22 protein-coding genes and 1 other RNA gene are annotated in these 23010 nt (G+C 42.9%); 21 read left to right on the top strand and 2 right to left on the bottom strand.

The annotated features are described in order from the left end of the window. Positions 1-24: 24 nt before the first annotated feature. The 15 genes from Q0688_RS17370 to Q0688_RS17300 all read left to right on the top strand — a co-directional run bounded on the left by Q0688_RS17370 (position 25) and on the right by Q0688_RS17300 (position 14707). Entirely contained in the window at positions 25-567 is a 543-nt protein-coding gene (locus Q0688_RS17370; protein ID WP_299079835.1) for a TlpA disulfide reductase family protein, read from the top strand. A gap of 48 nt (positions 568-615) precedes the next feature. Continuing rightward, complete coding sequence (locus Q0688_RS17365) at positions 616-816, top strand: DUF4266 domain-containing protein (protein ID WP_299080440.1); 201 nt, start codon at positions 616-618, stop codon at positions 814-816. Beyond that, positions 803-1990, top strand: coding sequence for a DUF3570 domain-containing protein (locus tag Q0688_RS17360; RefSeq protein ID WP_299079832.1), 1188 nt, complete (start codon positions 803-805; stop codon positions 1988-1990). The genes Q0688_RS17365 and Q0688_RS17360 overlap by 14 nt, the downstream gene beginning before the upstream one ends. 33 nt (positions 1991-2023) lie before the next feature. Next, complete coding sequence (locus Q0688_RS17355) at positions 2024-2587, top strand: hypothetical protein (protein ID WP_299079829.1); 564 nt, start codon at positions 2024-2026, stop codon at positions 2585-2587. A gap of 1 nt (position 2588) precedes the next feature. Continuing rightward, positions 2589-4625 carry a tetratricopeptide repeat protein gene (locus Q0688_RS17350; protein ID WP_299079827.1) on the top strand — a complete coding sequence of 679 codons (2037 nt, stop codon included), beginning with the start codon at positions 2589-2591 and terminating at the stop codon, positions 4623-4625. Beyond that, on the top strand, positions 4622-7642 hold the full coding sequence (locus Q0688_RS17345) for a tetratricopeptide repeat protein (protein ID WP_299079820.1): 3021 nt from the start codon (positions 4622-4624) through the stop codon (positions 7640-7642). The genes Q0688_RS17350 and Q0688_RS17345 overlap by 4 nt, the downstream gene beginning before the upstream one ends. After that, positions 7629-8357, top strand: a complete 729-nt coding sequence (locus Q0688_RS17340; protein ID WP_299079817.1) for a tetratricopeptide repeat protein — start codon at positions 7629-7631, stop codon at positions 8355-8357. The genes Q0688_RS17345 and Q0688_RS17340 overlap by 14 nt, the downstream gene beginning before the upstream one ends. Continuing rightward, positions 8354-8629 carry a hypothetical protein gene (locus Q0688_RS17335; RefSeq protein ID WP_299079814.1) on the top strand — a complete coding sequence of 92 codons (276 nt, stop codon included), beginning with the start codon at positions 8354-8356 and terminating at the stop codon, positions 8627-8629. Before Q0688_RS17340 ends, Q0688_RS17335 begins: the two co-directional genes overlap by 4 nt. 85 nt (positions 8630-8714) lie before the next feature. Next, a complete protein-coding gene (locus Q0688_RS17330; protein WP_299079811.1) occupies positions 8715-9383 on the top strand; it encodes a MotA/TolQ/ExbB proton channel family protein in 669 nt (222 codons plus the stop codon). Between the two features lie 40 nt (positions 9384-9423). After that, positions 9424-9996: a biopolymer transporter ExbD gene (locus Q0688_RS17325; RefSeq protein WP_299079808.1), complete on the top strand. Its 573-nt coding sequence runs from the start codon at positions 9424-9426 to the stop codon at positions 9994-9996. Then, entirely contained in the window at positions 9993-10550 is a 558-nt protein-coding gene (locus tag Q0688_RS17320) for a biopolymer transporter ExbD (RefSeq protein ID WP_299079805.1), read from the top strand. Before Q0688_RS17325 ends, Q0688_RS17320 begins: the two co-directional genes overlap by 4 nt. Continuing rightward, positions 10547-11566 (top strand): AgmX/PglI C-terminal domain-containing protein, encoded by a 1020-nt coding sequence (locus tag Q0688_RS17315; RefSeq protein WP_299079802.1) that lies wholly within the window; start codon positions 10547-10549, stop codon positions 11564-11566. The genes Q0688_RS17320 and Q0688_RS17315 overlap by 4 nt, the downstream gene beginning before the upstream one ends. 13 nt (positions 11567-11579) lie before the next feature. Beyond that, entirely contained in the window at positions 11580-11996 is a 417-nt protein-coding gene (locus Q0688_RS17310) for a hypothetical protein (RefSeq protein WP_299079799.1), read from the top strand. Between the two features lie 48 nt (positions 11997-12044). Next, an RNA gene (gene rnpB / locus Q0688_RS17305) (RNase P RNA component class A) lies at positions 12045-12413 on the top strand. A gap of 182 nt (positions 12414-12595) precedes the next feature. After that, entirely contained in the window at positions 12596-14707 is a 2112-nt protein-coding gene (locus Q0688_RS17300) for a PQQ-dependent dehydrogenase, methanol/ethanol family (protein ID WP_299079796.1), read from the top strand. 181 nt (positions 14708-14888) lie between these two features. Here Q0688_RS17300 and Q0688_RS17295 read toward each other — a convergent pair whose 3' ends face one another. Continuing rightward, entirely contained in the window at positions 14889-15836 is a 948-nt protein-coding gene (locus Q0688_RS17295) for a CvpA family protein (RefSeq protein WP_299079793.1), read from the bottom strand. Between the two features lie 327 nt (positions 15837-16163). Here Q0688_RS17295 and Q0688_RS17290 point away from each other — a divergent pair, with 327 nt between their 5' ends. Further along, entirely contained in the window at positions 16164-16793 is a 630-nt protein-coding gene (locus Q0688_RS17290; protein WP_299079790.1) for an OmpA family protein, read from the top strand. Positions 16794-16856: 63 nt separating this feature from the next. Here the strand turns inward: Q0688_RS17290 and Q0688_RS17285 are convergent, their stop codons facing one another. Beyond that, complete coding sequence (locus tag Q0688_RS17285; RefSeq protein WP_299079786.1) at positions 16857-18335, bottom strand: hypothetical protein; 1479 nt, start codon at positions 18333-18335, stop codon at positions 16857-16859. Between the two features lie 106 nt (positions 18336-18441). Between Q0688_RS17285 and Q0688_RS17280 the strand changes: the two genes are divergently transcribed. The 5 genes from Q0688_RS17280 to Q0688_RS17260 all read left to right on the top strand — a co-directional run bounded on the left by Q0688_RS17280 (position 18442) and on the right by Q0688_RS17260 (position 22935). Next, on the top strand, positions 18442-19263 hold the full coding sequence (locus Q0688_RS17280; RefSeq protein WP_299079784.1) for an MBL fold metallo-hydrolase: 822 nt from the start codon (positions 18442-18444) through the stop codon (positions 19261-19263). Between the two features lie 6 nt (positions 19264-19269). Then, positions 19270-19695 carry a VOC family protein gene (locus Q0688_RS17275; RefSeq protein WP_299079777.1) on the top strand — a complete coding sequence of 142 codons (426 nt, stop codon included), beginning with the start codon at positions 19270-19272 and terminating at the stop codon, positions 19693-19695. 128 nt (positions 19696-19823) lie between these two features. Further along, positions 19824-20348 (top strand): thioredoxin family protein, encoded by a 525-nt coding sequence (locus Q0688_RS17270; RefSeq protein WP_299079774.1) that lies wholly within the window; start codon positions 19824-19826, stop codon positions 20346-20348. A 142-nt stretch (positions 20349-20490) separates the two neighbouring features. Continuing rightward, a complete protein-coding gene (locus tag Q0688_RS17265) occupies positions 20491-21789 on the top strand; it encodes a ribonuclease J (RefSeq protein WP_299080438.1) in 1299 nt (432 codons plus the stop codon). A 111-nt stretch (positions 21790-21900) separates the two neighbouring features. Beyond that, complete coding sequence (locus Q0688_RS17260; RefSeq protein WP_299079771.1) at positions 21901-22935, top strand: alpha/beta fold hydrolase; 1035 nt, start codon at positions 21901-21903, stop codon at positions 22933-22935. Positions 22936-23010 lie beyond the last annotated feature (75 nt).

The raw sequence follows: 23010 nt of genomic DNA, 5'->3' as shown, positions 1-23010 counted from the left end.
GTTTACCTATTGAGAGACTGTTTTATGTCAAAATTTAATCACAATCCTAGCCAAAGAAGACGTGTTGGAAATCGCAATGTTTTGGGTTTAGCCATATTAATCATTGGTACTTTGTTCAATGGAGTGAATGCCTATGCAGCAGCTAGTAATGGGCCCGCACCTGATTTTACCTTAGCGAGTAAAAATAGCGGCAATGTGCGTTTGCAAGAGCAATTAGGCAATGTAGTGTTAATCAACTTTTGGGCTTCTTGGTGCGGACCGTGCCGCGAAGAATTACCTCATTTAGAAGCGCTGCAACAAGAATATGCCGATTTAGGCTTCACTATTTTGGCCGTCAATGTAGATGAAAACTCTGCAAAAGCAGATATTTTACTGAATGATATTAGTGTTTCATTTCCGGTGCTATTTGATGTCAATGACGATGTGAGCAAGTTATACGATGTACAAGCTATGCCAACCACAGTTTTAGTGGATCGTGATGGTAATCAACGTTTATTGCACAAAGGCTATAAAAGTGGTGATGAAATAAAATATAAACAAGCTGTTAAAGCATTACTTCGGGAGTAAACAGTGAAGCAAGTCCATTCAATTCTGTTACGCTCGCTGTTGGCAGTCATGGCTTTGGGTTTAGCCAGTGGCTGTAGCAGCACGTTTGAGCCTTGGGTTAAACCCTACGAGCGTGACAACTTGGCCGATACCATCATGAGTATGAACCGCAATCCTGTATCTATGGCATACACTCACCATGCTTATCAAGCTCGTGAAGGGGCTAGAGGTGCAGAAGGTGGCGCTGGAGGTGGTTGTGGCTGTAATTAGTAAAAGCGCGCCACGGCCAAATGGCACAATGCGAAAACTACTGTTGCGATTGATTATTGCCTGCATAATCATTGGGTTGGCAACGTGGCAGGCGTATGCCGCAGTGTTACCACAGGACCGTTCTGACGCTATGTACCACTCTTACCAAGGTGGTGGCATGTCTATCGATGGCCCTTCTATTTTATTACGCAAAAAAATTGGTAATCATGTATCAATATCTGCCAATTATTATGTTGATACTATATCTGGTGCTTCAATAGACGTGTTAGCCACGGCCAGTCCTTATGCGGAGGAGCGCACCGAAAATGCCATAGGCATTGATTACCTTCACAACAAAACTTTGATGAGCCTGAACTACACTACTAGCTCAGAAAATGACTTTGAAGCCGAATCGTTCCATGTAGGTGTAAGCCAAGACTTTTTTGGTGATCTTACCACCCTCACATTAGGGTATTCCAAAGGCAATGATGAAGTGGGTAAAACCGGCGACAGCAGTTTTTTGAAACTGGCAGAACGCCAAAATTATCGCCTAGGGATCACCCAAATTGTCACAAAAAATATGATCCTTGGGTTAAGTCTAGAAAATATCTCAGATCAAGGTTATCTGAACAACCCCTATCGTTCGGTGCGTTTTCTCGATGCGGGTAGCGATCTGGGCTACCGTTTTGAGACCGAAGTTTACCCCAACACCCGCAGGAGTAACGCAGCGGCAATCACAGCGAATTATTATTTACCCCATCGCGCGTCTGTGTATGGTGAAGCCAAGTTGTTTTCTGATTCATGGGGCATAGATGCCAATACCTTTAAGCTCGGTTATATCCATACTTTTGGTGATGACTGGATAGTCGAATTACGCGCCAGACATTACCAGCAAGACAAAGCAGATTTCTATCAAGATTTATATAGCCGCAGCGCCGAATTTAACTTCCGCGCCCGCGATAAAGAAATGAGTACCTTTAATAATTTGTCTCTAGGTGCCAGTGTGACCTACGAATTCCAATTTTCAGCGGCTAATTTTTTCAAGAAAAGCACCATCAATCTCGACTTTGATCATGTGACCTATGACTATGATGATTTTAGAGATGTGCTGGCGTTAGATGCGTCTGTAGGGGCTGAACCCTTTTATCAGTTTTCAGCAAATATCGCACGTTTCTACGTGTCCATATTTTACTAGAGCCTTTTGTTTATCATGACCATAGGAATTCTCATGGGTTTTGACCTTAAAAAAATGTTTACCTTTATTCGCGTTCAATACAGGGTGTTACTAATTGGCTTGGTATTGAGTGCTAGCATGCAGGTCAATGCACAGCAAAATGAGCAAGCCTCACAAAAAACCGTTACCGAGCAATTGCAACAATTAAGAAAGGAAGTGATTGCCTTAAATCGCGATTTGTTTGTGTTAGAAGAAGATTTGTTGTTTCCATCTAGCACCCAAGTAGTGGTGTATCTTTCTATGGATATTGGCACTTATTTTAATTTGGATGCGGTTGAACTGAGAATTGATGACAAAGTAGTGACCTACCATTTGTATACCGAAAAACAAGTTCAAGCCTTGTTTAAAGGGGGCGTTCAAAAATTACATATTGATAATCTGGCCCAAGGTGAGCATGAAATCAGTGCCTTTTTTATTGGTAATGGGCCTCAGAATAGAGAATACAAAAGAGCCACCAGTACCACTTTTACAAAGACCGCAGACGCCAAAGCCCTAGAATTGAGCATTGTTGACTCAAGCGTAAAACAACAGCCTATTTTTGAGGCAGTAGAGCTTTAATATGTGGAAGTGGCTATGTGGGCTAGGCTGTTGTGTAGCATTTATATGTCATGCTCAACAGGTAAGGCAAACACATTCTGTTGAGCTTGAAAAAACGTATCAGCAAGTGTTGTATGAGTATTACCAAGGCAATTTTTCTTTAGCCTTAACTTATTTGGCTATTTTGCAACAAAAATACCCTGATGGCTTGGATCATATTCCAGAGTACTTAAGTGGTTACCAAGTCGAGCCCGAGCTACTAAAAGGGGGGATTAGTTTGGCTTATGGTTTGGATGATCAGGCCGCTGAAATATTCTTACGCTTACTAAAAAGCAATCCCGCAGCAGATGTCACCGCTTATTCTTGGTTACTGCTTGGAAAAACCTATTACAAAAAACGTCTGTATCCAGAAGCAGCCCAAGCATTTCAGAAAATTAGTCAACAAGATGCCAATCAATATTTTGATATTTCGACTCGCGACAACTGGTTATACATGCAATCGCAACTGTATGGATTTTTATTGTCTGAAGATCAAGGTGGTAAAAACATTCAATGGTTACAACAATTATCAGATGCGTCGATTTATCGCGATTACGTTCAATATAATCAAGCCCTTGCCTTATTGCACAAGGGAGATAGTCAACTAGCAATAGCGGGTTTATCTAATTTAGCCAACAATCAATCCAGCACTTCTCAAAGTTGGCTGGGTTGGGCGGCCCCCATTTTTACTGAAAATAGTGAGACGAATATTACAGCGGAGCGTGATGCCATTCGTGATCGCGCTAATCTCACCTTGGGTTATACCTTGCTTCAAAACAACCAACCCCACAAAGCGTTTCGAGCATTTAAAAATATTCGCAGCGATGGATTAGACGCGCAGGCCGCATTATTAGGTTATGGCTGGGCCGCTTCTAAAAGGGGTGAGTTACAAACCGCATTGGCCATATGGCAGCGACTGATCCACACCCCACATAATAGTGAATATACCTTAGAAGCCTATTTAGCCAGCGCCTATGCCTATGAAAAAGCCTTTGCTCCCACACAATCTATGCAGTTGCTTAAACTAGGACTAGAGCGTTTTAAACAGGCTTTAACAGGTTTAAATCAAGCAGAGCAGCAAGTTAAACAGCCGCAATTTATTTTGGATTTATTGCCAAATACTAAGGGCCAACCACATGATGATTATGATGTAAGTCTATCCCTTAAAGACAAAGGGCAACAGTTTAATGCGGCCGAGTTATTCAATACAGTGTCTGTTAGTAGTGAGTTTAGGGCGGTTTTGTCGGCTTTATCTGAAAATCGAGATATGCATGTTCAGCTACAAAATTGGCAACAACAAATGCAGCATTATCATTTGATGTTAGACGAACGAAAAATCGAACGATCCAAGCGCGCCGAACACATTTTACAGGACCAAAATTTGGCACAATTACCGGCACTACAAGCACAGCGAAATACCCTTGCGGCGATTTTAGCTAGCGCCGAGGAGCAGCAAGACGGCCAAGTCTTAATGAGTCAACAGAGTCAACAATGGTTAAGCCGCGTGGCGCGTTCAAAAATTCGGTTAGCAAGGATTAAGGCTCTTAAAAAACAGCACAACCAAGCACCTTTAAAAAACAGCTACGCAGAGCGCATTGAACGTGTTGCAGGACGTTTGATTTGGCAAGCAAGTGAAGCGTTTCCAGCAAATAAATGGCAAGCGAAAAAAGCCTTGCAGCAACTCGATAATGACATCATTCAAACCCAGCAACGTCAGCAACAATTGCTTAAACAACTCGCCGCTACACCAGATTTTGCCGCGCAGCGCCATAGAGTCAGTGCTTTGGCTCAGCGTATTGATGATGAAATTGTTAGCAGTGAGCTGATACAAGAGGCGCTGATTGCACAGTTATCTGATACCTTTAATCAGTTTATCCAAGCGCACAAGCAGAAAGTCAGACACTATATTTTACAGGCGCAATTGGCCGTGGTGCGTTTGAATGATCAAGCACTGCAAAAACACAGTGACAAGCTTATCCCAGAACCTAGGGTGCCAGAAAACAAGGATGTGCAACTATGAAGTTGCGTTATGGTGTGCTGCTTAACTTTGGATTGATGTTGCCGTTAATTGGATGTGGCACAGCGCCTAGTGGCAGTTCCCACTCCCAATCCACATCCTCTGCAGCTAATCAAACCTTAGGCGACGTGTATTTTGAACCTCTTCCATTAGATCACACGCCTCTTGAGCAACCCAAAACTGAAACCATGCGTGATTCATATAAAGCACTGCTCGATTTGGTGCGCTCACCCCAAACTAAACAAATAGTGCAATATCGACTGGCCGATTTAGAAGTGTCTTTAGCTGAGCAGATGTATGAAGAAGGCGAGCCAACAGATTCGGACGCCTTAAATAAGAGCTTGGCCCCTCAGCCGCTATTTGCTGTCGCTATCAGTCAATATAAGCAATTGCTGGTGGATCATCCCCACAATCCAGAAAATGTTGATGTGTTATATCAACTTGCCAAGGCATACGAGCAGCAAGGGCAAATGCAACAGAGTTTTGCAACCTTACAAACCTTATTACAGACATTTCCAGATAACCAGTACCTAAGTGAAATTCATTTTAGGATGGGAGAAGTGGAGTTTAATCGTGCAGCCTATACAAAGGCTATTGGAGCCTATCGCAAGGTTTTAGTGCAAGGTGAACACAGCCCGTATTACGGCACTGCCGCTTATATGTTGGGATGGAGTTATTTTAAGAACGAACAGCAAAGTGAGGCATTAAAGGCGTTTACAAATTTGCTTGATCATAAATTACCCAATGAAATTGTTGCTGAATCTATGTTGTCTCAGGTAGACAGTCAGGCTCAAATCGAGCTTTTACCTTTGGGTGAAAAACGCTTAGTAAATGACACTATTCGCATTATGAGTTTGTTGTTCTCTTATCTCGACAATCAGTATTCAAGCCCCGCGGCTAGCGTAGCGGCGCATTTTCAGCAAGTCGACAATAGGCACTATGAATATGTATTGTATAACGCTTTGGCACAGCACTATCTAAATAAAGACAGATATAGCGACAGTGCCAAAGCCTTTCAAGCCTTTACCGAAGTGCACAGCGAACATTTTCAAGCCCCTATTTTTGCAGTCAAACAAATAGATGCCTACATTTTAGGGAAGTTTCCTACTTTAGTGTTGCCCGCCAAGCAGCGCTTTGTCACGCGTTATGGCATTGGAGGCGAGTATTGGCTGAATTGGCCGATTGTATTGCAAGAACAAGTGGCTCCCCATTTAAATGACTATTTACAGGAGCTGGCGCAATACGAGCATAGTCGTGGGCAGATGCTAGCGGTGGCTAGTGTAGAAAACAAAGATAGTGATAAAGTTGGGGCTACAACTCAAGCTTTAAAACAGCAATCTACAGCGGCGCTATTGTTAGCCGCTAAGTGGTACCAGCAGTTTATTGCTACTTTTCCAGATGATAAGCAAACCCCCGAACTCACTTACCGTTTAGGTGAAGCATTATTTGAAGCCCAGCATTATAGTGAGTCAATTAACGCGTTCGAGCGTTATGCCTATGAGCACACCCAAGGGCAGTCCACGTTAACTAAGGCCCATCCTAAAGCTGCAGAAGCAGGGTATGCTGCTATTTTGGCCTATCAAAAAATTCAGACGCTTTCGAAACAGCCTGTGCTTGAAGATGACAATAAGCAGGCCCTTAGCTGGTTAGATAGGCAACTCAATTCTCAAGAAGATTTTGTTAAGTACTTTGCCGATGATCCACGGGCTAGAGATATTTTGTATAACAGCATGCAGCAGTTATTTACCTTAACCCGTTATGAGCTTGCCATCGCGGCGGCGCAACAACTGCTGAATTGGCCAACAGACATACCCACCAAACAACGCTTGGCGAGTCATTTGGTGGTGGGTCATAGTCAATTTGCATTGCAACGCTTCGCCCCAGCCGAAAGTACTTACGAAACTATCATGCAGTTGTTGCCGGCCAATGATAAGCGTTACTTGGATCTAAGGGAGCGACTCGCCGCAAGTATTTACAAACAAGGTGAGCAAAATGTGGCCAAGAACTACTTGCCCTTGGCGGTGAATGACTTTTTGCGGGTCATAGCAAAAGCACCTCAATCGGCGATCCGCATTAATGCCCAGTATGATGCCGCTAACTACTTGTTAGAGATGGGAGAATGGCAGCAGGGGATTGATTTATTTGAAGACTTTAGAAAGCGATTTCCTAACAACAAGCTGACTGCCAACATTCAAGGAAAATTAATTGAAGCCTATCAACAAAATGAAAACTGGCAACAAGCCGCCGATGAATTGTTAGCCTTGCATCAGGTCAATCCTCAAACCGAACAAGGCAGACAAGCCTTGTACGTGGCCGCCCAATATTTGCATAAGATTGATAACAGGCAACAAGCGTTAGATGCATACCGCACATACGCCCACAGTTACCCTAAGCCTTTTGCAGAAGCCAACCAAGCCCGGTTTATTATGAGTGAGTTTTACCTTGCCAGTAATGAAGCCAGTAAAAGACGTTTTTGGCTGAATAAATTAATTCAAGCAGACCAACAGGCGCAACAGTCAGCAGATATGCAGCGCAGTGATCGAAGTCGTTATTTAGCGGCTATGGCAGCCAATGTGTTCGCCTCCGATAAGTTATATGCCTATAAAAAAATCAAACTAACCCTGCCACTTAACGCCAGCTTAGCCAAGAAAAAATCAGCTTTAAATAGTGCCTTAAACGCTTACAATAAAACCTTAGAATACAAAGTTGAGGAATTCACCACAGCCGCCAACTTTGGCATCGCCGATATTTATCACCAACTTGCCAAAGATTTAATGGCTTCAAGTAAGCCTAAAAACTTGAATGCTTTAGAGCTAGAACAATACGACTTATTACTCGAAGAGCAAGCCTATCCCTTTGAAGAGCAAGCCATCGACATTCATGAAACCAACGTTAAACGTAGTTGGCAAGGTAGTTATGATAAATGGGTGAAGAAAAGTTTTAGCGCCTTACAAACCCTGTTACCGGGTAGGTATAACAAACAAGAAATCGGTGTTGAGGTAACAGATGAAATTTACTAAGGGTTGGGCTGTTTTTTGTTTGCTGAGTATCACTGCTCTTAACAGTTGTTCAAACTTGCCTAGCGTTTTTGAAGCTGAAAAAACTACAACTCAAGTGCCATCGGCGTCTTTAACGCCTCTGCAAATTAAAGTGCTGGCCTTACAAGCTAAGCCAAACCTATACAAAATTCAGGCCGGTAAACATAAGTTTAGCGCCGCTGCTTTAAGTCAATTTAAAGGAGCCTTGTTGCTCAAGCAGCAAGGTGAACTTAGTCAGGCTAGAGAAGCGTTTTTGCGATTGTCAGAACAACAACCCAATCTTTCAGGTGTGTGGTTGCAGCTGGCGCTAGTGACAAAAATGCTCAACAGAGATGCCAGTGAACAACAGCTTCAAGATATTGAAGGTTATCTTGAAAACGCCCTAGAGGCTAACCCGCTAAATTATCTTGCTCACAATGAGATGGCACAATTGCAACGTCAGCAAGGGCAGTTTCAAGAATCCTTGGCCCATTATCAATTAGCCATTAAAAGCTGGCCAGGGTTTGCGGCTGCTTATCTTAATCGCGGCATATTATATGATTTATACCTAGGTGAAAAAATCCAAGCCTTAGCTGACTATAAACTGTACCAAGGGTTATCTAATGACGATTCTCGGCAATTAAAAGGCTGGATAATCGATTTACAAAGACAAATAAAAGCTGCTGAGCAAAACCCACAACAAGGAACCAGACAATGAACAGTCGAATTGTTTACTTAGCGGGGTTCTATCTTGTTTTTCAGCTAGGTTTAGGTAATGCCCAACAGCCTGCGGTCATCAAGCTAGAAGAAACTATTCGGGCCAGTCAAGAGCAACCCAAAGTGTTAACTATAGTGCCTTGGCAACCACCTAAAACCAAACAAAGCCTACCTAGCCCCATAGTAGAGCGCATAAATAAAAAATTTGTGCCCTTGCAAAGGGATGAACTCAGGTTACAAATTCAAATGTTAGATAGTCCTAACTCTAGATAACAGAAACATACCCCGGCCTTAAGGCTAATACCCAACAACCTAAGGTTGAGAGTAGAATGAACAGATTAAAAAGTAGGAGTCAGTGATGGATTTTTTTGAAGTGGTAGTACGGTTTTTCCAAGAGGGCGGTACCTTTATGTTTCCTATTGCCGTTGTTTTGGCAATTGGTCTGGCTATTGTGATCGAACGTTATTTATTTTTAAGCTTTTCTAAAAGTGTGAATAAAAAAGCCTTTAAACAAATGGAGCCGCTACTCGATAAACATGATTACAAAGGGGTATTAGGTTTTGCGAGTACCGATAAAGCGCCCATTAGCCGTATTATCGGCGCAGGTTTGGCGCGATTGGATCACAGTCAAAGGCGTGAAGACATCGAGTACGCTATGGAAGAAGGGTTAATGGAAACCACCCCTAGACTTGAAAAACGCACGGCCTATTTAGCGACCTTGGCCAATATTTCTACGCTATTAGGTTTGTTAGGAACCATTATTGGTTTGATTGCGGCGTTTTCTGCCGTTGCCACCGCTGATCCTTCAGAAAAAGCCAGCTTGTTGTCGCAAAGTATTTCGGTGGCCATGAACACCACAGCTTTTGGATTGATTTCGGCCATTCCTCTATTGGTATTTCACTCGGTGTTACAAACCAAAACCACTGAAATCATTGACAGTATGGAAATGGCGGGAGTGAAATGTCTAAACGGCCTGATTGCCCGCAATGATCTGAATACAAATTCTCGTGCCACCGATAACGCTTAGTAGTTTGCACATTTCGATTATCAAAGCATAGGAATACAGCATGGCACGCAGCGCTAGAATCGGTCGAAAAGGCCGTCATATAAAAAAAGAAGCAGACCTAGACATCACCTCGTTTATGAACTTGATGATAGTGCTAGTGCCTGTGCTGTTGATGATGATGGTGTTCTCGCGAATTACCGTTTTGGAATTGGCGTTGCCGCAACTTAGCGATGCCAGCGAGATAAATATCGATGAAAAAGACCAACGTTTAGAGCTGGTGGTGCGCGCCGAAAAAATCTCGGTGTATTACCCTCAGGGGTATTTGGTAGAAGAATTGCCCGTAACTGAACAGGGTTACGATTATCCCGCTTTGCAGATGGTACTGAGGCAAATTAAACAAACGTTAACCAACAAAAGTATTGATAAAAAAGCCGCCACTCTACTCTTAGAAGAAGACATTCCTTATCAAGTGATTGTGGCCTTGATGGACACCACCCGCTCTTATCAAGATGTGCTGATTGCCTCTGTAGTAGACGCCGAACTTTTCCCAGAAATCTCTTTAGGTGATGCACCGGTTATTGATAAAACCACCCAAGGAAACGCTAAAAACAGCGCCGCTGGGAGTCAACCATGAAAAAATCAGCCAGAGCCATGCGCATGGAGCGCCATCACAAACGTATGGCCAAAGACTCCAAACTTAGCTTAGTGTCGTTAATGGATATTTTTACCATTTTGGTGTTTTTTCTGATGGTTAATGCCTCAGATGTGCAAGTACTGCAAAACAGTAAAAGTGTTGAATTACCCAAGTCCACTGCCCAGCAAGCCGCCAAAGAAACCCTGATCTTAATGGTCAACAACAACGACCTTATTCTGCAAGGGCAAAAATTGGCAGATGTAGCCACTATCTTGAATCAAACAGAGGATCACATTCCCGCCCTTGCCACTGAACTGGAATATCAAATTAATCGCAAAGGAAGCATGGGCGAAAAAGGCGCAGACGGCAATGATATCGAAAGAGCCATCACCATTATGGGTGACAAAAATATTCCTTATACCTTGCTTAAACGTATTATGCAGACTTGTGCTCAAGCTGGGTTTACCAATATTTCGTTAGCGGTAGAAGGGCAACAACCAGAATCAACAGCAAAGGCTAATCAACAAACGCTAGTACCAGAGGCAGAGCTATGACAACTGCCAGTGTGAATATGCCAGCTAATGCGTTTGTGACAGTTTTACCATGGTCATCTAGTGAGCCTGAAAATAAACGCTTTAAAATGATTGTTATGGCGGTGTTGTGCATCACTTTAGTGATGGCGGGCATAGTGAAATGGCAAGAATTACCTGAGCGGGCCCGTGCCGAAAAAGAAAAAGTACCGGCGCAGCTAACACGCTTGATGACCCCGAAAAAAGTACAGCCTCCTAAACCGATCCCTAAACCCGAACCCCAACCAGTAGAGCCTAAACCTAAGCCTCCAGAGCCCAAAATTGAGAAACCAAAACCGCTAGAGCCTAAAAAAGTTTCGACTAAAGTTGTAAGGAAAGCTCCTCCTAAGCCCACTAAGATTAAGGTGCCTACTCAAGAGGAAATCACCGAACTAGCCAAGCAAAAAGCTAAAAAATCAGGGTTGTTGGCTTTTCAAGATGATTTAGCCAGTTTGCGAGACAGCGCCAGTCTCAAAAATTTAGCCGATACCAACACTATAAAAGGTGCTGGAGCCAGCAATAAAACCCAACGCAAATTTATTGGTAAAAAAGTATCAGGAGGTAGTGGCGGCGTGAATACCAGCACACTTACTACAGATATTGGCTCAAAAGGTGAATTAGCAGGTCGTAAGAATACCGAGTATGTCGCCCCTACTGAAGGGCTGGCATCAATTGCCGCAAAGCAACTTGAAACTGAAGATACTGTAGTGGGCAGTCGCGATACCGAGTCTATTCGTAAAGTGTTAGATGCCAACAAAGGAGCTATTTACGCTATATACCGCAAGGCTTTACGAACTGATCCTAGTTTACAAGGCAAGCTAACCGTAAGCTTGCAAATAGAGGCCAATGGCTCGGTATCCAAGATAGAGTTAGTGTTGAGTGAGTTAGCCTCACCCAATGTTGAGAAAAAATTACTGAGTCGCATCCGACTCATTAATTTTGGTGAACAACAGGTAACGCAAACCCTGTTGGATTATTCGTTTAATTTTTTACCCTTTTGAGGTTGGTTTGAGTATGTTCAAGGAACACGGTGATTTTACTGTTACCCGACAAGGCAATGTGTTGATTGCCTATGTGTCTGGTGCTTGGAATGCCGAAACGGAGAAGGCTTATGGTGCCATTATCCATGATAGTATCAAACCTTTTAATGGTGGGCCATGGGTGCTTATCAGTAATGTTGAAGAGTGGGAGCTTTGCACCCCAGATTGTCAAAAACTCATGATGCAATTGGCTGTAGAATGCAGATCTAAAGGGCTGAAAAGAGAGGCGATAGTTAACAGTAATATCGACAGTGTTAAATTAGATTTGTTTGATAAATCAGCAAGACAGGATGTCCCTAAACCCTCTACAGATAGTTTTCAGCGGCACTTTGTAGCAACGGATCAAGACGCAGTCCGGTGGCTCAAGGGTGAGGGCTACAAACTCGAGTAACAGGATAGTGATTGTATCTACGTCATAACCTGCGTAAAATCCGCCACCGGAGTTGGCCAGGCAATCGCCGTTTTGTTTTCACTTGTGAATTTCAAAAGGGAGGAAAGTCCGGGCTCCGTAGGGCAGGGTGCCAGGTAACGCCTGGGCGGCGCGAGTCGACGACAAGTGCAGCAGAGAGTAGACCGCCTGTTTGTTATTCGTAACAAATCGGTAAGGGTGAAAGGGTGCGGTAAGAGCGCACCGCGTTGCTGGCAACAGTATACGGCAAGGTAAACTCCACCCGGAGCAAGACCAAATAGGATCTCGTATGGCGTGGCCCACGTTGAGATCGGGTGTGTTGCTAGAGCCAGTGAGCGATTGCTGGCCTAGATGAATGATTGTCCACGACAGAACCCGGCTTATCGGCCAACTCCAACTCATTGTTTTTAAAATGCTTATCTCTATTCTTGAGATTAAGTGCTACAAAAATTGCTACAGTGAAATAAATTTGCTGTTGCCAATTTTTCGTATCAGTATGGTTGTCATCAATATCGCTATTTGTTCAGAAATTAGGATAAATAGATCGAAATCCAATCGTTCCCAAAAAATAGAAGGTGGTTATGTATAAAATTCTCACGTTTTTATCATTATCTTTAATTTTTCTTTGTGGCTGTGATCGAAGTGAATCTGTGGCGCAAAAACCACTAGCAGCGGATTCAAAAATACGCGCAGAGGCAAATTTAGTCACTTCTAATACCATTATCCAAGCAGATGATTCTGGCTGGTTATCTCATGGGCGTACTTATTCAGAGCAGCGGCATTCGCCACTACAAGCCATTAATACCAAAAATGTGGCCGACTTGGGCTTGCTGTGGTCTTATGATTTGGGTACCAGTCGCGGCATTGAAGCTACGCCAATAGTACATAACGGTATGATGTACGTCACATCCACGTGGAATATTGTGCATGCCCTTGATGCTAGAACGGGTAAGCAAATTTGGCAATTTGATCCCGTAGTGGATAAAGAGCAAGCCGGAAAAGCATGTTGTGATGCCGTTAATCGCGGCGTAGCTATTTGGGGAGATGCGGTGTTTACCGCCACTATTGATGGCCGTTTGATTTCTCTCGATGCAAAAACAGGGGCTAAAAACTGGGATATCAATACCATTGATAAAACTTACCCTTACACTATTACTGGTGCTCCGCGCATTGTAAAAGGCAAGGTGTTGATTGGTAATGGCGGTGCTGAGTTGGGTGTGCGGGGATATATCTCCGCATATGATGTAGAAAACGGCAATCAGTTATGGCGTTTTTATACTGTTCCTGGCAATCCGGCCGATGGTTTTGAAAATGCCACTATGGAAATGGCGGCTAAAACTTGGACCGGTAAATATTGGGCCGCGGGTGGCGGAGGCACCGCTTGGGACTCGATGGCTTATGATCCGAAGTTGGATTTGTTATACGTTGGAGTAGGTAACGGCACACCTTGGAATCATGCTATTCGTAGCCCTGATGGCGGTGATAACTTGTTTTTGTCCTCTATTGTTGCGCTGCGGCCTGATACCGGTGAATACGTGTGGCACTACCAAACCACACCGGCGGAAAGTTGGGATTACACCGCTACCCAGCATATGATTTTAGCAGACTTAAAGATTGATGGTGTGATGCGAAACGTCATTATGCAAGCCCCTAAAAATGGTTTCTTTTATGTGCTTGATCGCGCAACGGGCGAGTTTATTTCGGCCAAAAATTTTGTACCTGTTACATGGGCTACGCATATTGATGAAACTACGGGTCGTCCAGTAGAAACCCCAGAAGCGCGTTTTGTAGGTAAAGCACCCAATATGCAACTACCTGGCCCTCTAGGTGCACATAATTGGCATCCTATGTCGTACAGCCCTGATACGGGGTTAGTGTATATCCCAGCGCAAGAAGCGCCTCACGCATTTGTGCATCAAGAAGACTACAAAAATACCAATGGCTTTTGGAATACCGGCACAGAGTTTGGCGATTTACCCAACGATAAAGCCACCATTAAGGCATTAAAGTCCATGCTAAAAGGGCGTTTATTGGCTTGGGATCCTATTGCGCAAAAAGCCGCTTGGACTGTCGAACACCAAGGCCCTTGGAATGGCGGGGTATTATCAACCTCTGGAGGTTTAGTTTTTCAAGGTACAGCCGATGCACATTTTGGGGCTTATGATGCGCTGACCGGCGAGCAAAAATGGCGCTTCTATACTCAAACAGGTGTGGTCGCTGCCCCTATTACTTATGAGTTAGATGGTGAACAATTTGTGGCCATTGCATCGGGTTGGGGTGGCTCCTATGTATTGAGTTCTGCTGGGGTGTTCCCAACGGGCAGTCAAGCAAATGTGGGTAGAGTGCTGGTATTTAAACTCGGCGCAAAGAATGCCTTACCCCCATTGCTAGTCGATAACTTTGAAACCCCCGAACCTCCAAAAATGTTAGAGGTATCTGATGAGACTCTTGCAAAAGGAGCACGGGCTTTCGCCAATAATTGCTTAGTGTGTCATGGCGCACTAGCTTATTCTTCGGGGTTGATCCCAAACCTTAGATACTCTGCCATAACCAGTAGTAAACAAGCGTGGAAAGCGGTGGTAATAGAAGGCGCTTTAGCTCAGCAAGGCATGCCTAATTTCAGCAAAAGATTTGATGCAGAAACAGCAGAGGCGATTAGAGCTTATGTGATTTCTGTGGCGAATAGTGAGTGAAAACGAGGGGTTACACCTGACACGGCTTGGTTGTTATCTAAGGCCTTGTCAACAACCCCAGAATTTTGGCTTAACTTACAGTCTATTTATGACTTATCGGCTAACCGTCCAAACGTAGATATTGAGCCAATTGTCGCTTTCGGCTCTTAAGTATTTAAAGCGACAGCCCTTAAACTTTTGCTTATTTTATTATCCCCGAATCCATAACAATTTGCGCCATCTCTTTGACTTTAGGGCTGTTGAGTAAACCCATTACGTCATTTTTTCTTACCATGCGATTGAGTTCTGGATCGTTGCTCAGTTGTTTAAATCTAGGGTTATGCTTAACCATTTCAACACGGGCCAATGTAGTCATCACTTCTTGTGTCATGCGCATTTTGACCGCAGTTTTGTCGGTTACATCCACATCGCCTAACACATTGGTGCCTTCTAAAATGCGCTGTACGGTTTTGTCATCAAGCACTGCATTGATTTCGCTGGCGGTCATTAAGCCTAATACGTCTTTTTTAGCTACCATACGGCTGATTTTTTTGCTGTTTACTAAACGCTGCACATCGGAGTCATTGGCTAGATAAATACCATCTTTTACACTTTGAGCTGGATTTTTGAGGGCGTAAGACGCCACACCAACCAATTGTGGGGTTTTGGGGAATTGTTGTGACAGAACAGAATCTATCGAACCAGCCATTAATTTTTGCGACCAGTTATTCACAATGTTATCAGCAGGTAATTCAGCATCGGTGATGGCTGTATTGGCCATATTGGCAACCCAAACCACGGCTAAACCCACATAAACCCCAATTACACCGTTAGCCAGTGCACCAGGAATGGGTAACTTGGATTTACCTTCGGTGGCTTTACTAACTATATGAATGATGATTCTAAGAACAATCGAAATAACAATAGCGCTCACAATGAATATCGCAAAGCCAGCAATAAAAAATGCGGCAAGGCCCTCTATACCAGTTTGTTTGGTCAATAGTGTTGCACCTTCAGGCGCGTAAGTGACAGCAATAAAATACGCCCCAATTAGGCTGGCAAGCCTTGCTAACACTAAGCCAAGGCCTAATCGATAGCCCCGGTAAATGAAGTAAAGTAAGATTATTGAAAATAAAATAATACCAATCATGGATGCCCTTTTCCTAAGTGTGGATGTTTTCTATGAAGATGTTAAACACTATAACCTTTACATACAAAGGCTAAATTTGAATATCTCACCATAGCAGCCATTTAGTTCGAGATGTGCTAACAATGTTTTAGGGCAGGTAAATTTTACACTATCAATGTAAAAAATATTTAGTTTGCTAATTTCAAGACCTAATAAATAACTTAATTGCCAGTGATGTTCTTTAACATATTGAAGAATAGGTAAAAATTTAATTCTATCTGTCCATTAGATTGGAATGGTTTGTGCACCTAAAGTAATGAAACTTATTAATATGGTCGAGGATTAAAAATGAAAAAGACAATTATTGCACTAGCCTTATCTACTTTTATATTTTCTGGATGTGCCTCTAATGCCAGCAATACTCAGAAAGGGGCTGGTATAGGTGCTGTACTTGGTGCATTAGCTGGGAAAGGTACGGGTGATAATGATAAAAAACGTTATGTGTGGGGCGCTGCACTTGGTGCATTGGCTGGTAGCGCAATCGGTAGTTATATGGACAAACAGGAACAAGAGTTTCGCGATGAACTCGCAGATAGTGGGGTTGAAGTGTATCGAGAAGGAGACAATATCCGATTATCTATTCCTGGAAATATAACCTTTCCTAACGACAGTGCAGTATTAGTAACCGGATTTTATCCAGTCTTAGAAGATGTGGCAAAAGTGTTAAATCGTTACGATAAAACCAAGCTAAGTATTGAAGGTCACACTGATTCAGTGGGGGATGCTAGTTATAACTCGCAATTATCTATGCAACGAGCTAATAGCGTAGCTAACTATTTACAAGGGACAAATGTAAATGCAAACCGGCTTCAAACCCTAGGATTGGGTGAAACTCAACCTATCGCAAATAATGGTAATGCTCAAGGTCGCCAACAAAATAGAAGGGTCGAACTTCGCATCATTCCCTTACAAAGCTAAATAACTAAAATTTAGTTAAGGCAATGGGTTGTAGACCAGCCCATTGCTTCAGTTTTATTGGTATCACTTTAATTTAATGCTAAAAGCTTGTTTAAAGTCTTCAACTGGTAATCTGTTCTTGTCTTGTTGACGAATTCGCCAGGCTTGCACCGACATACCCACACTCTTAGCATTTTTGTGAAAACTGACCGTCATAAAATGCTCACGGGTTCTTTCTCTCCAATAAGCAGATAACGGAAATCCCTTTTTAGTAAGAACGTTAAAATTTTTGTCATATTGCACAGTTTGAGGTTCAATGTTGGGTATTTTAATTTCGTTGGGATCAGGAAACTGTTTAGGCGTTTTTTTGGCTTTGTCTGAGGCTAAGCTATTTAACCCAGTTAAATTCGACATGGGTGAGGACACGACTTCAATCAACTGACCGCCATTTTCTCCCATTTTCACTTGGGCGATTCGGCCAAAATGCACATCACCCGACATCACCACTATATCGTGACCCGTGCTGGCCATAGCTGTAATTAGCTGTGAATATTGTTTTTTGAAGCTCAGTAAATTGCGTTCCAATTTGTTTTTTTCAGCAAGCAACACTTGAGGAATAACCAACACACCCGGCTTGGTGAGCTCTTCGGCCCAAGTTATCATTTGTTCAAAGCCCTGATTATCAATAAACTGGGTTTTGCTGCGATAGGAGCGTAAATCGGCTACACAGAATGACAAGTCGCTACCAATCTCAAAAATATCTACCTTGCTACTTTGCTGCACATTCAAAACACCGTCTCGCGAAGCGCCTTTCCAAGCATTGCGAATTTTGCGTATTTTCAACATAAACAAGGTTGGTAACAGGCCATCATAAAACGGATAGTCATTCCAAAACTCATGATCATCAGGCAACATCCAAGCGCCACCACGTGCCAACATACTGCCTAATGCTTGCCAATGTTTAGCGTAATCCTCTGCCACTCGTTGGCGCACTTCGTTGGTAAGCGGTGACAGAGAGTCCAATCCAATATCCAAATACACTTGGTCGCCCACCATAAATTTAATATCTGGTTTAACTGATTCAGCACCGCGTTCGTATAAGGCCTTAAAGGCACGAGCAGCCTGCCCTGAATCTCGATGCTCATAAAAACAACTACTTAGTGCCACCGTAAAGGCATGATTTTTATTGCTAGATAAGGCGATTGGCAATGTTGAAAATGTTCCACTTCGTAACAATTGCCACTGATCTAAACCTTGATGTTCTTCTCCTTCTAATCGTTGGTAAAAATCGACTTTATAACCCAGACCTGCTTGTAACCCAGTGACTAATCTTGAATCATAAAAACGTTGACTCATTCTATTAAATGGCCGTTGCCATTGCTTAAGGGAGATATCTTCGCGATGCACTTCTTTGTCATTTAAGCTCACTACTAACCTCGCAAGTTTGGGCTTTCGTAAGGTGCCAAATAGAGTTCCTGCCCACAGCTCAACCGAGGTTGCGGTGACTTTATGAAACACTAGGCTCCACTGGGAAGTATTAGTGGGTAATTCGATGGTGTGCATTTTGAGATCCTTGTTTGAAAGCAGCGAATTAAGCATAGAAGGGAATAAAGTTAATGTTAGGATGAATTACAATAAATAGGCCAAAACAGCTTAAAAGGTAAGGCATATGAATCGACTAATTTTTTTATTGTGTTTAATAGCTTGCAGTCACTCAAAGGTATTTGCTCACCAGGCAAGTGCTACCTATGTTGCGAACGAAGCGGTACTCATTGTAAATGGCAATCAGAAAGTGCTGTTCGATCCCTTTTTTCATAGAGATTTTGGCACTTATCAGTTGGTGCCAAAAGAAACCAGACAAGCCATTTTTGATGCTCGGCCGCCCTTTGATAACTTAGATGCCATTGTGATCAGTCATGCCCATGACGACCATTTTTCTGCCGAAGATGTACTGAAGTATTTGTTAAAACATTCGAAAACTAAGTTAGTTGCGCCGCAACAGGCGGTGAATGCAATCAGACTATTAAATGGAGCTAAGGCAATAGAGTCACAACTAGTCAGTGTTAACTTGGTTTTTGATCAGCCACCTCAAACTTTAAAAGTAGCGGACTTATTGATCGAAGCGGTGCGTATTCCTCATGCCGGTTGGCCAGCTCGTGCAGAGGTGGAAAATATAGTGTTTAGAGTGACCCTTAAAGAGCAAGACAATCAAGTCACTGTCATGCATTTAGGAGATGCTGATCCTGACGATGAGCACTACATTAAATACAAAGATCACTGGCATAAGCGTATAAGTAATACCGCATTTCCCCCATATTGGTTTTACTTATCGGCAGAGGGTAATGATATTTTGTCCGACATCTTGAATGTTAAACAAAGTGTAGGCATTCATGTTCCGACTCAAGTACCAAATAGTTTAAAATCCAGTGGCAAAGATTACTTTTCTAGACCGGGTGAAAAACGCATAATTAAAAACTCTCACGAGCATTAATACATTATGAAACAACTTATTCCTTACATAAATTTTAATGGTCAGTGCCAAGCAGCACTAGATTTTTACCAAAGCTGTTTTCGGGATGCTGAAGTGGCCATACAAACCTTTGCAAGTGCAAGTATTGACGGCATTCCACCAGAAATAAAAGATAATGTTATGCATGCCGAATTTAAATCCCAAGGAGTCATTTTTATGGCCACAGATGGTCAAGGTGAAGATGGGGTCAACCTAGGCAATAACATTCATTTAAATCTGCAAATGGACTCAACTGAGGAACAAATTGAATTATTCGACAAGTTAGCTGTGGGTGGTTCAATAGTTATGCCGTTACAGCAAACTTTTTGGAATGCCCGGTTTGGAATGCTGACGGATAAATTTGGTGTGCAGTGGATGCTCAATGTTTTGATAAATCCAGAAAGCAGCCCTTAAATTATAATTATCCCGAGTTCGGGTTAATTAAGTATTTAGATATAAAAGAAGTCACAGACTGAAGTTTAATGGCGGTGATTCGATTAGAATGTCTAAAAAGTATAACAATCTAATGGATTTTTAAATTAATGAATGTTGCAGCAGCAAACGTTACACGACTTTCAAGCACAATTTATCGACTGCTTATCCTAAGCTTTTTATTCATGACTTCTTTAGGGTGTGGTTCAACAGAACAACATACAAAAAGCTCAGGGCCATTTACCGGAGAAATATCTGCAAAACACCTTATCGAGCAATATTCTCACTTTCGTTCTGGTTATAACAATTATCAACCTAGCCCAGCAGAGATTGCCGCGGTTGCTGAATTGTCTGGAAAAAAGTTAGTGGTTTTATTTGGAACATGGTGTCACGACAGTGAACGCGAAGTACCTAGATTATTAAAATTGTTAGATTTGTCGGGCGTCGAGTTGCAGGAGCTTTCGCTTTATGGCGTCAATTACAATAAAGAAGAACCTTCAAATTTGCATCAGAAATTCAATTTAGTCAGCTCGCCTACCATCATTTTGTTGCAAGACGATATCGAACTCGGGCGGATAATTGAAAAGCCAGTTAAAAGTTTAGGTGAAGATTTAGCCGAATTTGTGGCTGATTAAACTAACGAATATCCACTAACTTTTGGCTATTCGTTGACCTGTCCTTATTTATCATTAGGAAATGACCATCCAAACTCTCAATCCAAGTGAAAAAGATCTCTGGTTTCTACCTCTAGGCGGAACCGGTGAAATTGGCATGAACATGAATTTGTATGGTCATGCTGGGCAATGGTTGATGATGGACTGTGGCATTACTTTTAGTGCGCCACTTTGCACAGAAGCCGAAGCTAAAACCTTAAATTTACATCAACACGATGTGGTGGCGGCCGATCCATCTTTTATTAGTCAACGCAAAGAGCAGCTAGCTGGGATAGTCATTACCCATGCCCACGAAGATCACATCGGAGCCTTGCCTTACTTGTGGCGACGCTTTAAGTGCCCAGTGTATACCACCAAATATACCGCTGAAATATTACGTCGAAAACTCGCCAGAGATGGTTTTGGTGACAATATCCCCATTATCGAAGTCGCGACGGGTGAGCGCATCGATATTGGTGTGTTTAATGTACAGTGGCTGTTGATTACTCATTCATTGCCCGAACCTCATGCTTTTGTGATCAGAACACCCGCTGGCAATGTGTTTCATACCGCAGATTGGAAAATTGATTTAGCCCCAGTTACCGACAAACCTTTTGATGCCCACACCTTTAAACAGTTAGCCAAGCAAGATATTTTGGCCATGGTATGCGACTCAACCAACGCCACTCGTGAAGGGCATTCGGTATCCGAGCTGCAATGTTACCAAGGGCTGAAACAAGCCGTTGAAAATGCCGAAGGACGGGTGGTAGTAGGTTGTTTTAGCAGTAATATTGCCCGCTTGATAAGCCTTGCCAAAATAGCCAAGGAAACAGGGCGCTATTTTGCATTGTTTGGTCGCTCGCTACAAAACACAGTAGGCGCCGCCAAAGCTACAGGGCATTGGCCCGATGACTTGCCGGTTTTAGATGCTTTTAATTGCGGATACTTATTACCCAACGAAGTCTTAGCGGTAGCAACCGGCAGCCAAGGTGAGCCAAGAGCCGCGTTAAGTCAGTTAGCCAAAGATACCTATCGAAGTGTAGCGTTAGAAGCTGGCGACTTAGTGATATTTAGCTCGATAGTGATCCCCGGTAACGAAGAGTCTATCGAAAACCTCATCAAAGCCTACACCGCGCGCAACATTAAAACCTTGCAGGCAGACGATACAGATATGCCTATTCATGCGTCAGGTCATCCTTGTCAGGAAGAATTAAAGCAGATGTATAACTGGGTACAACCACAAATCGCCATTCCTACTCACGGTGAAATCGAACACTTACAAGCCAATGCACAGATGGCGAAGTTAAGTCATGTACCAAACAGATTAACCGGACTGAATGGCGACTTGTTTAAACTGGCACCCGAAATAAAACTGGTTAAACAAGCCGTGAAAACCGGCAGGATTGCGTTGCAACAAACATAGTTGCCTTGATATAACGACTGACAGATCCTGTGACTACACTGGGTAAGACTTCCATAATAGCTCGACATAATTTAATCTAATTTTTACTGATAAAATTTGGCTAAAAACATCATGCATTGCTTCAAAATTTTTATTATCACCTTGGCCGTATTGGCAATATTTTCGACTCGGGCAGAAGAGTCATTGCCTAAAAATCAAAATGGACAAAAACTTGCAAATTTTCCCAGCTGTACTCTTGAAAATGGCGCAACAATTAAGCCTTGTAAAATAGGTTACCGTACTTTTGGAAAGCTAAATGAAAATGCCGATAACGCTGTACTAATTCCCACTTGGTTTACCGGAAATTCTGCGGATCACAGTTATTTGGCAGCCAAGAACATTATTGATCCTAATCGGTATTTTGTGGTGATTGTTGATGCTTTGGGTAATGGTGTGTCTTCTTCTCCATCCAATAGCAAAACTCAAGCAGACGGTGATTTTCCACTTTTTAATATTGGCGATATGGTGGACTCACAATATCGTTTACTCACCGAAGTTTTGGGTGTGAAACAACTGCATGCTGTTGTGGGGCTGTCAATGGGAGGCATGCAGGCTTTCGAATGGGCAGTAAGATATCCAGATTTTATGACCAACACAGTGGCTGTTATTGGTACACCTAAGTTACCTAGCTTTGACATTGCCTTATGGGAAACGCGCAATCGTTTGATGGAATTATACCGCTTATGCGAATGTGAAGCAGCACTACAAGCCGTGGTTGGCGTGGGCATGCTAGGCGATATGCCAGGCACTTTAGCTGCTAATACTCAGCCGAAAGGCATAGCCCCCACTATGGAAAATAGAGCCAAAACCTACTTTGAGTCACCGCGCCAAAGTTGGGATCATCAAAGGCAAGCCCAAGCCATGATTAAACACAATATCGCCCGCAATTTGCAAAATGATATGCAACAAGCGGCAAAAGCGATTAAAAGCAAAGTGTTGATAATTGTCGGCAAAGACGACCGCGTGGTAACCCCAGCCCCAGCGCTTGCCTTCGCGAAAATGCTCAAGGCGCAAACACTAATTTTGGATAACGGTTGCGGCCACGGCGAACCTTGGTGCGAAGCAGATACCTTTGCTAAAACGGTGAGTGAGTTTTTGCAGGAGTAGAGAGATAAATTAGCTACAAGTTTAAACAAAAGTCACTGGATTTCCGCCTTCTAGGAAATGACGTAGTAGGACGTT

The organism is uncultured Paraglaciecola sp. (assembly GCF_937123705.1).
Lineage (GTDB): Bacteria > Pseudomonadota > Gammaproteobacteria > Enterobacterales > Alteromonadaceae > Paraglaciecola.
The sequence above is the reverse complement of the archived record's forward strand: the minus strand, read 5'-3'. Positions and strand labels throughout refer to the sequence as shown.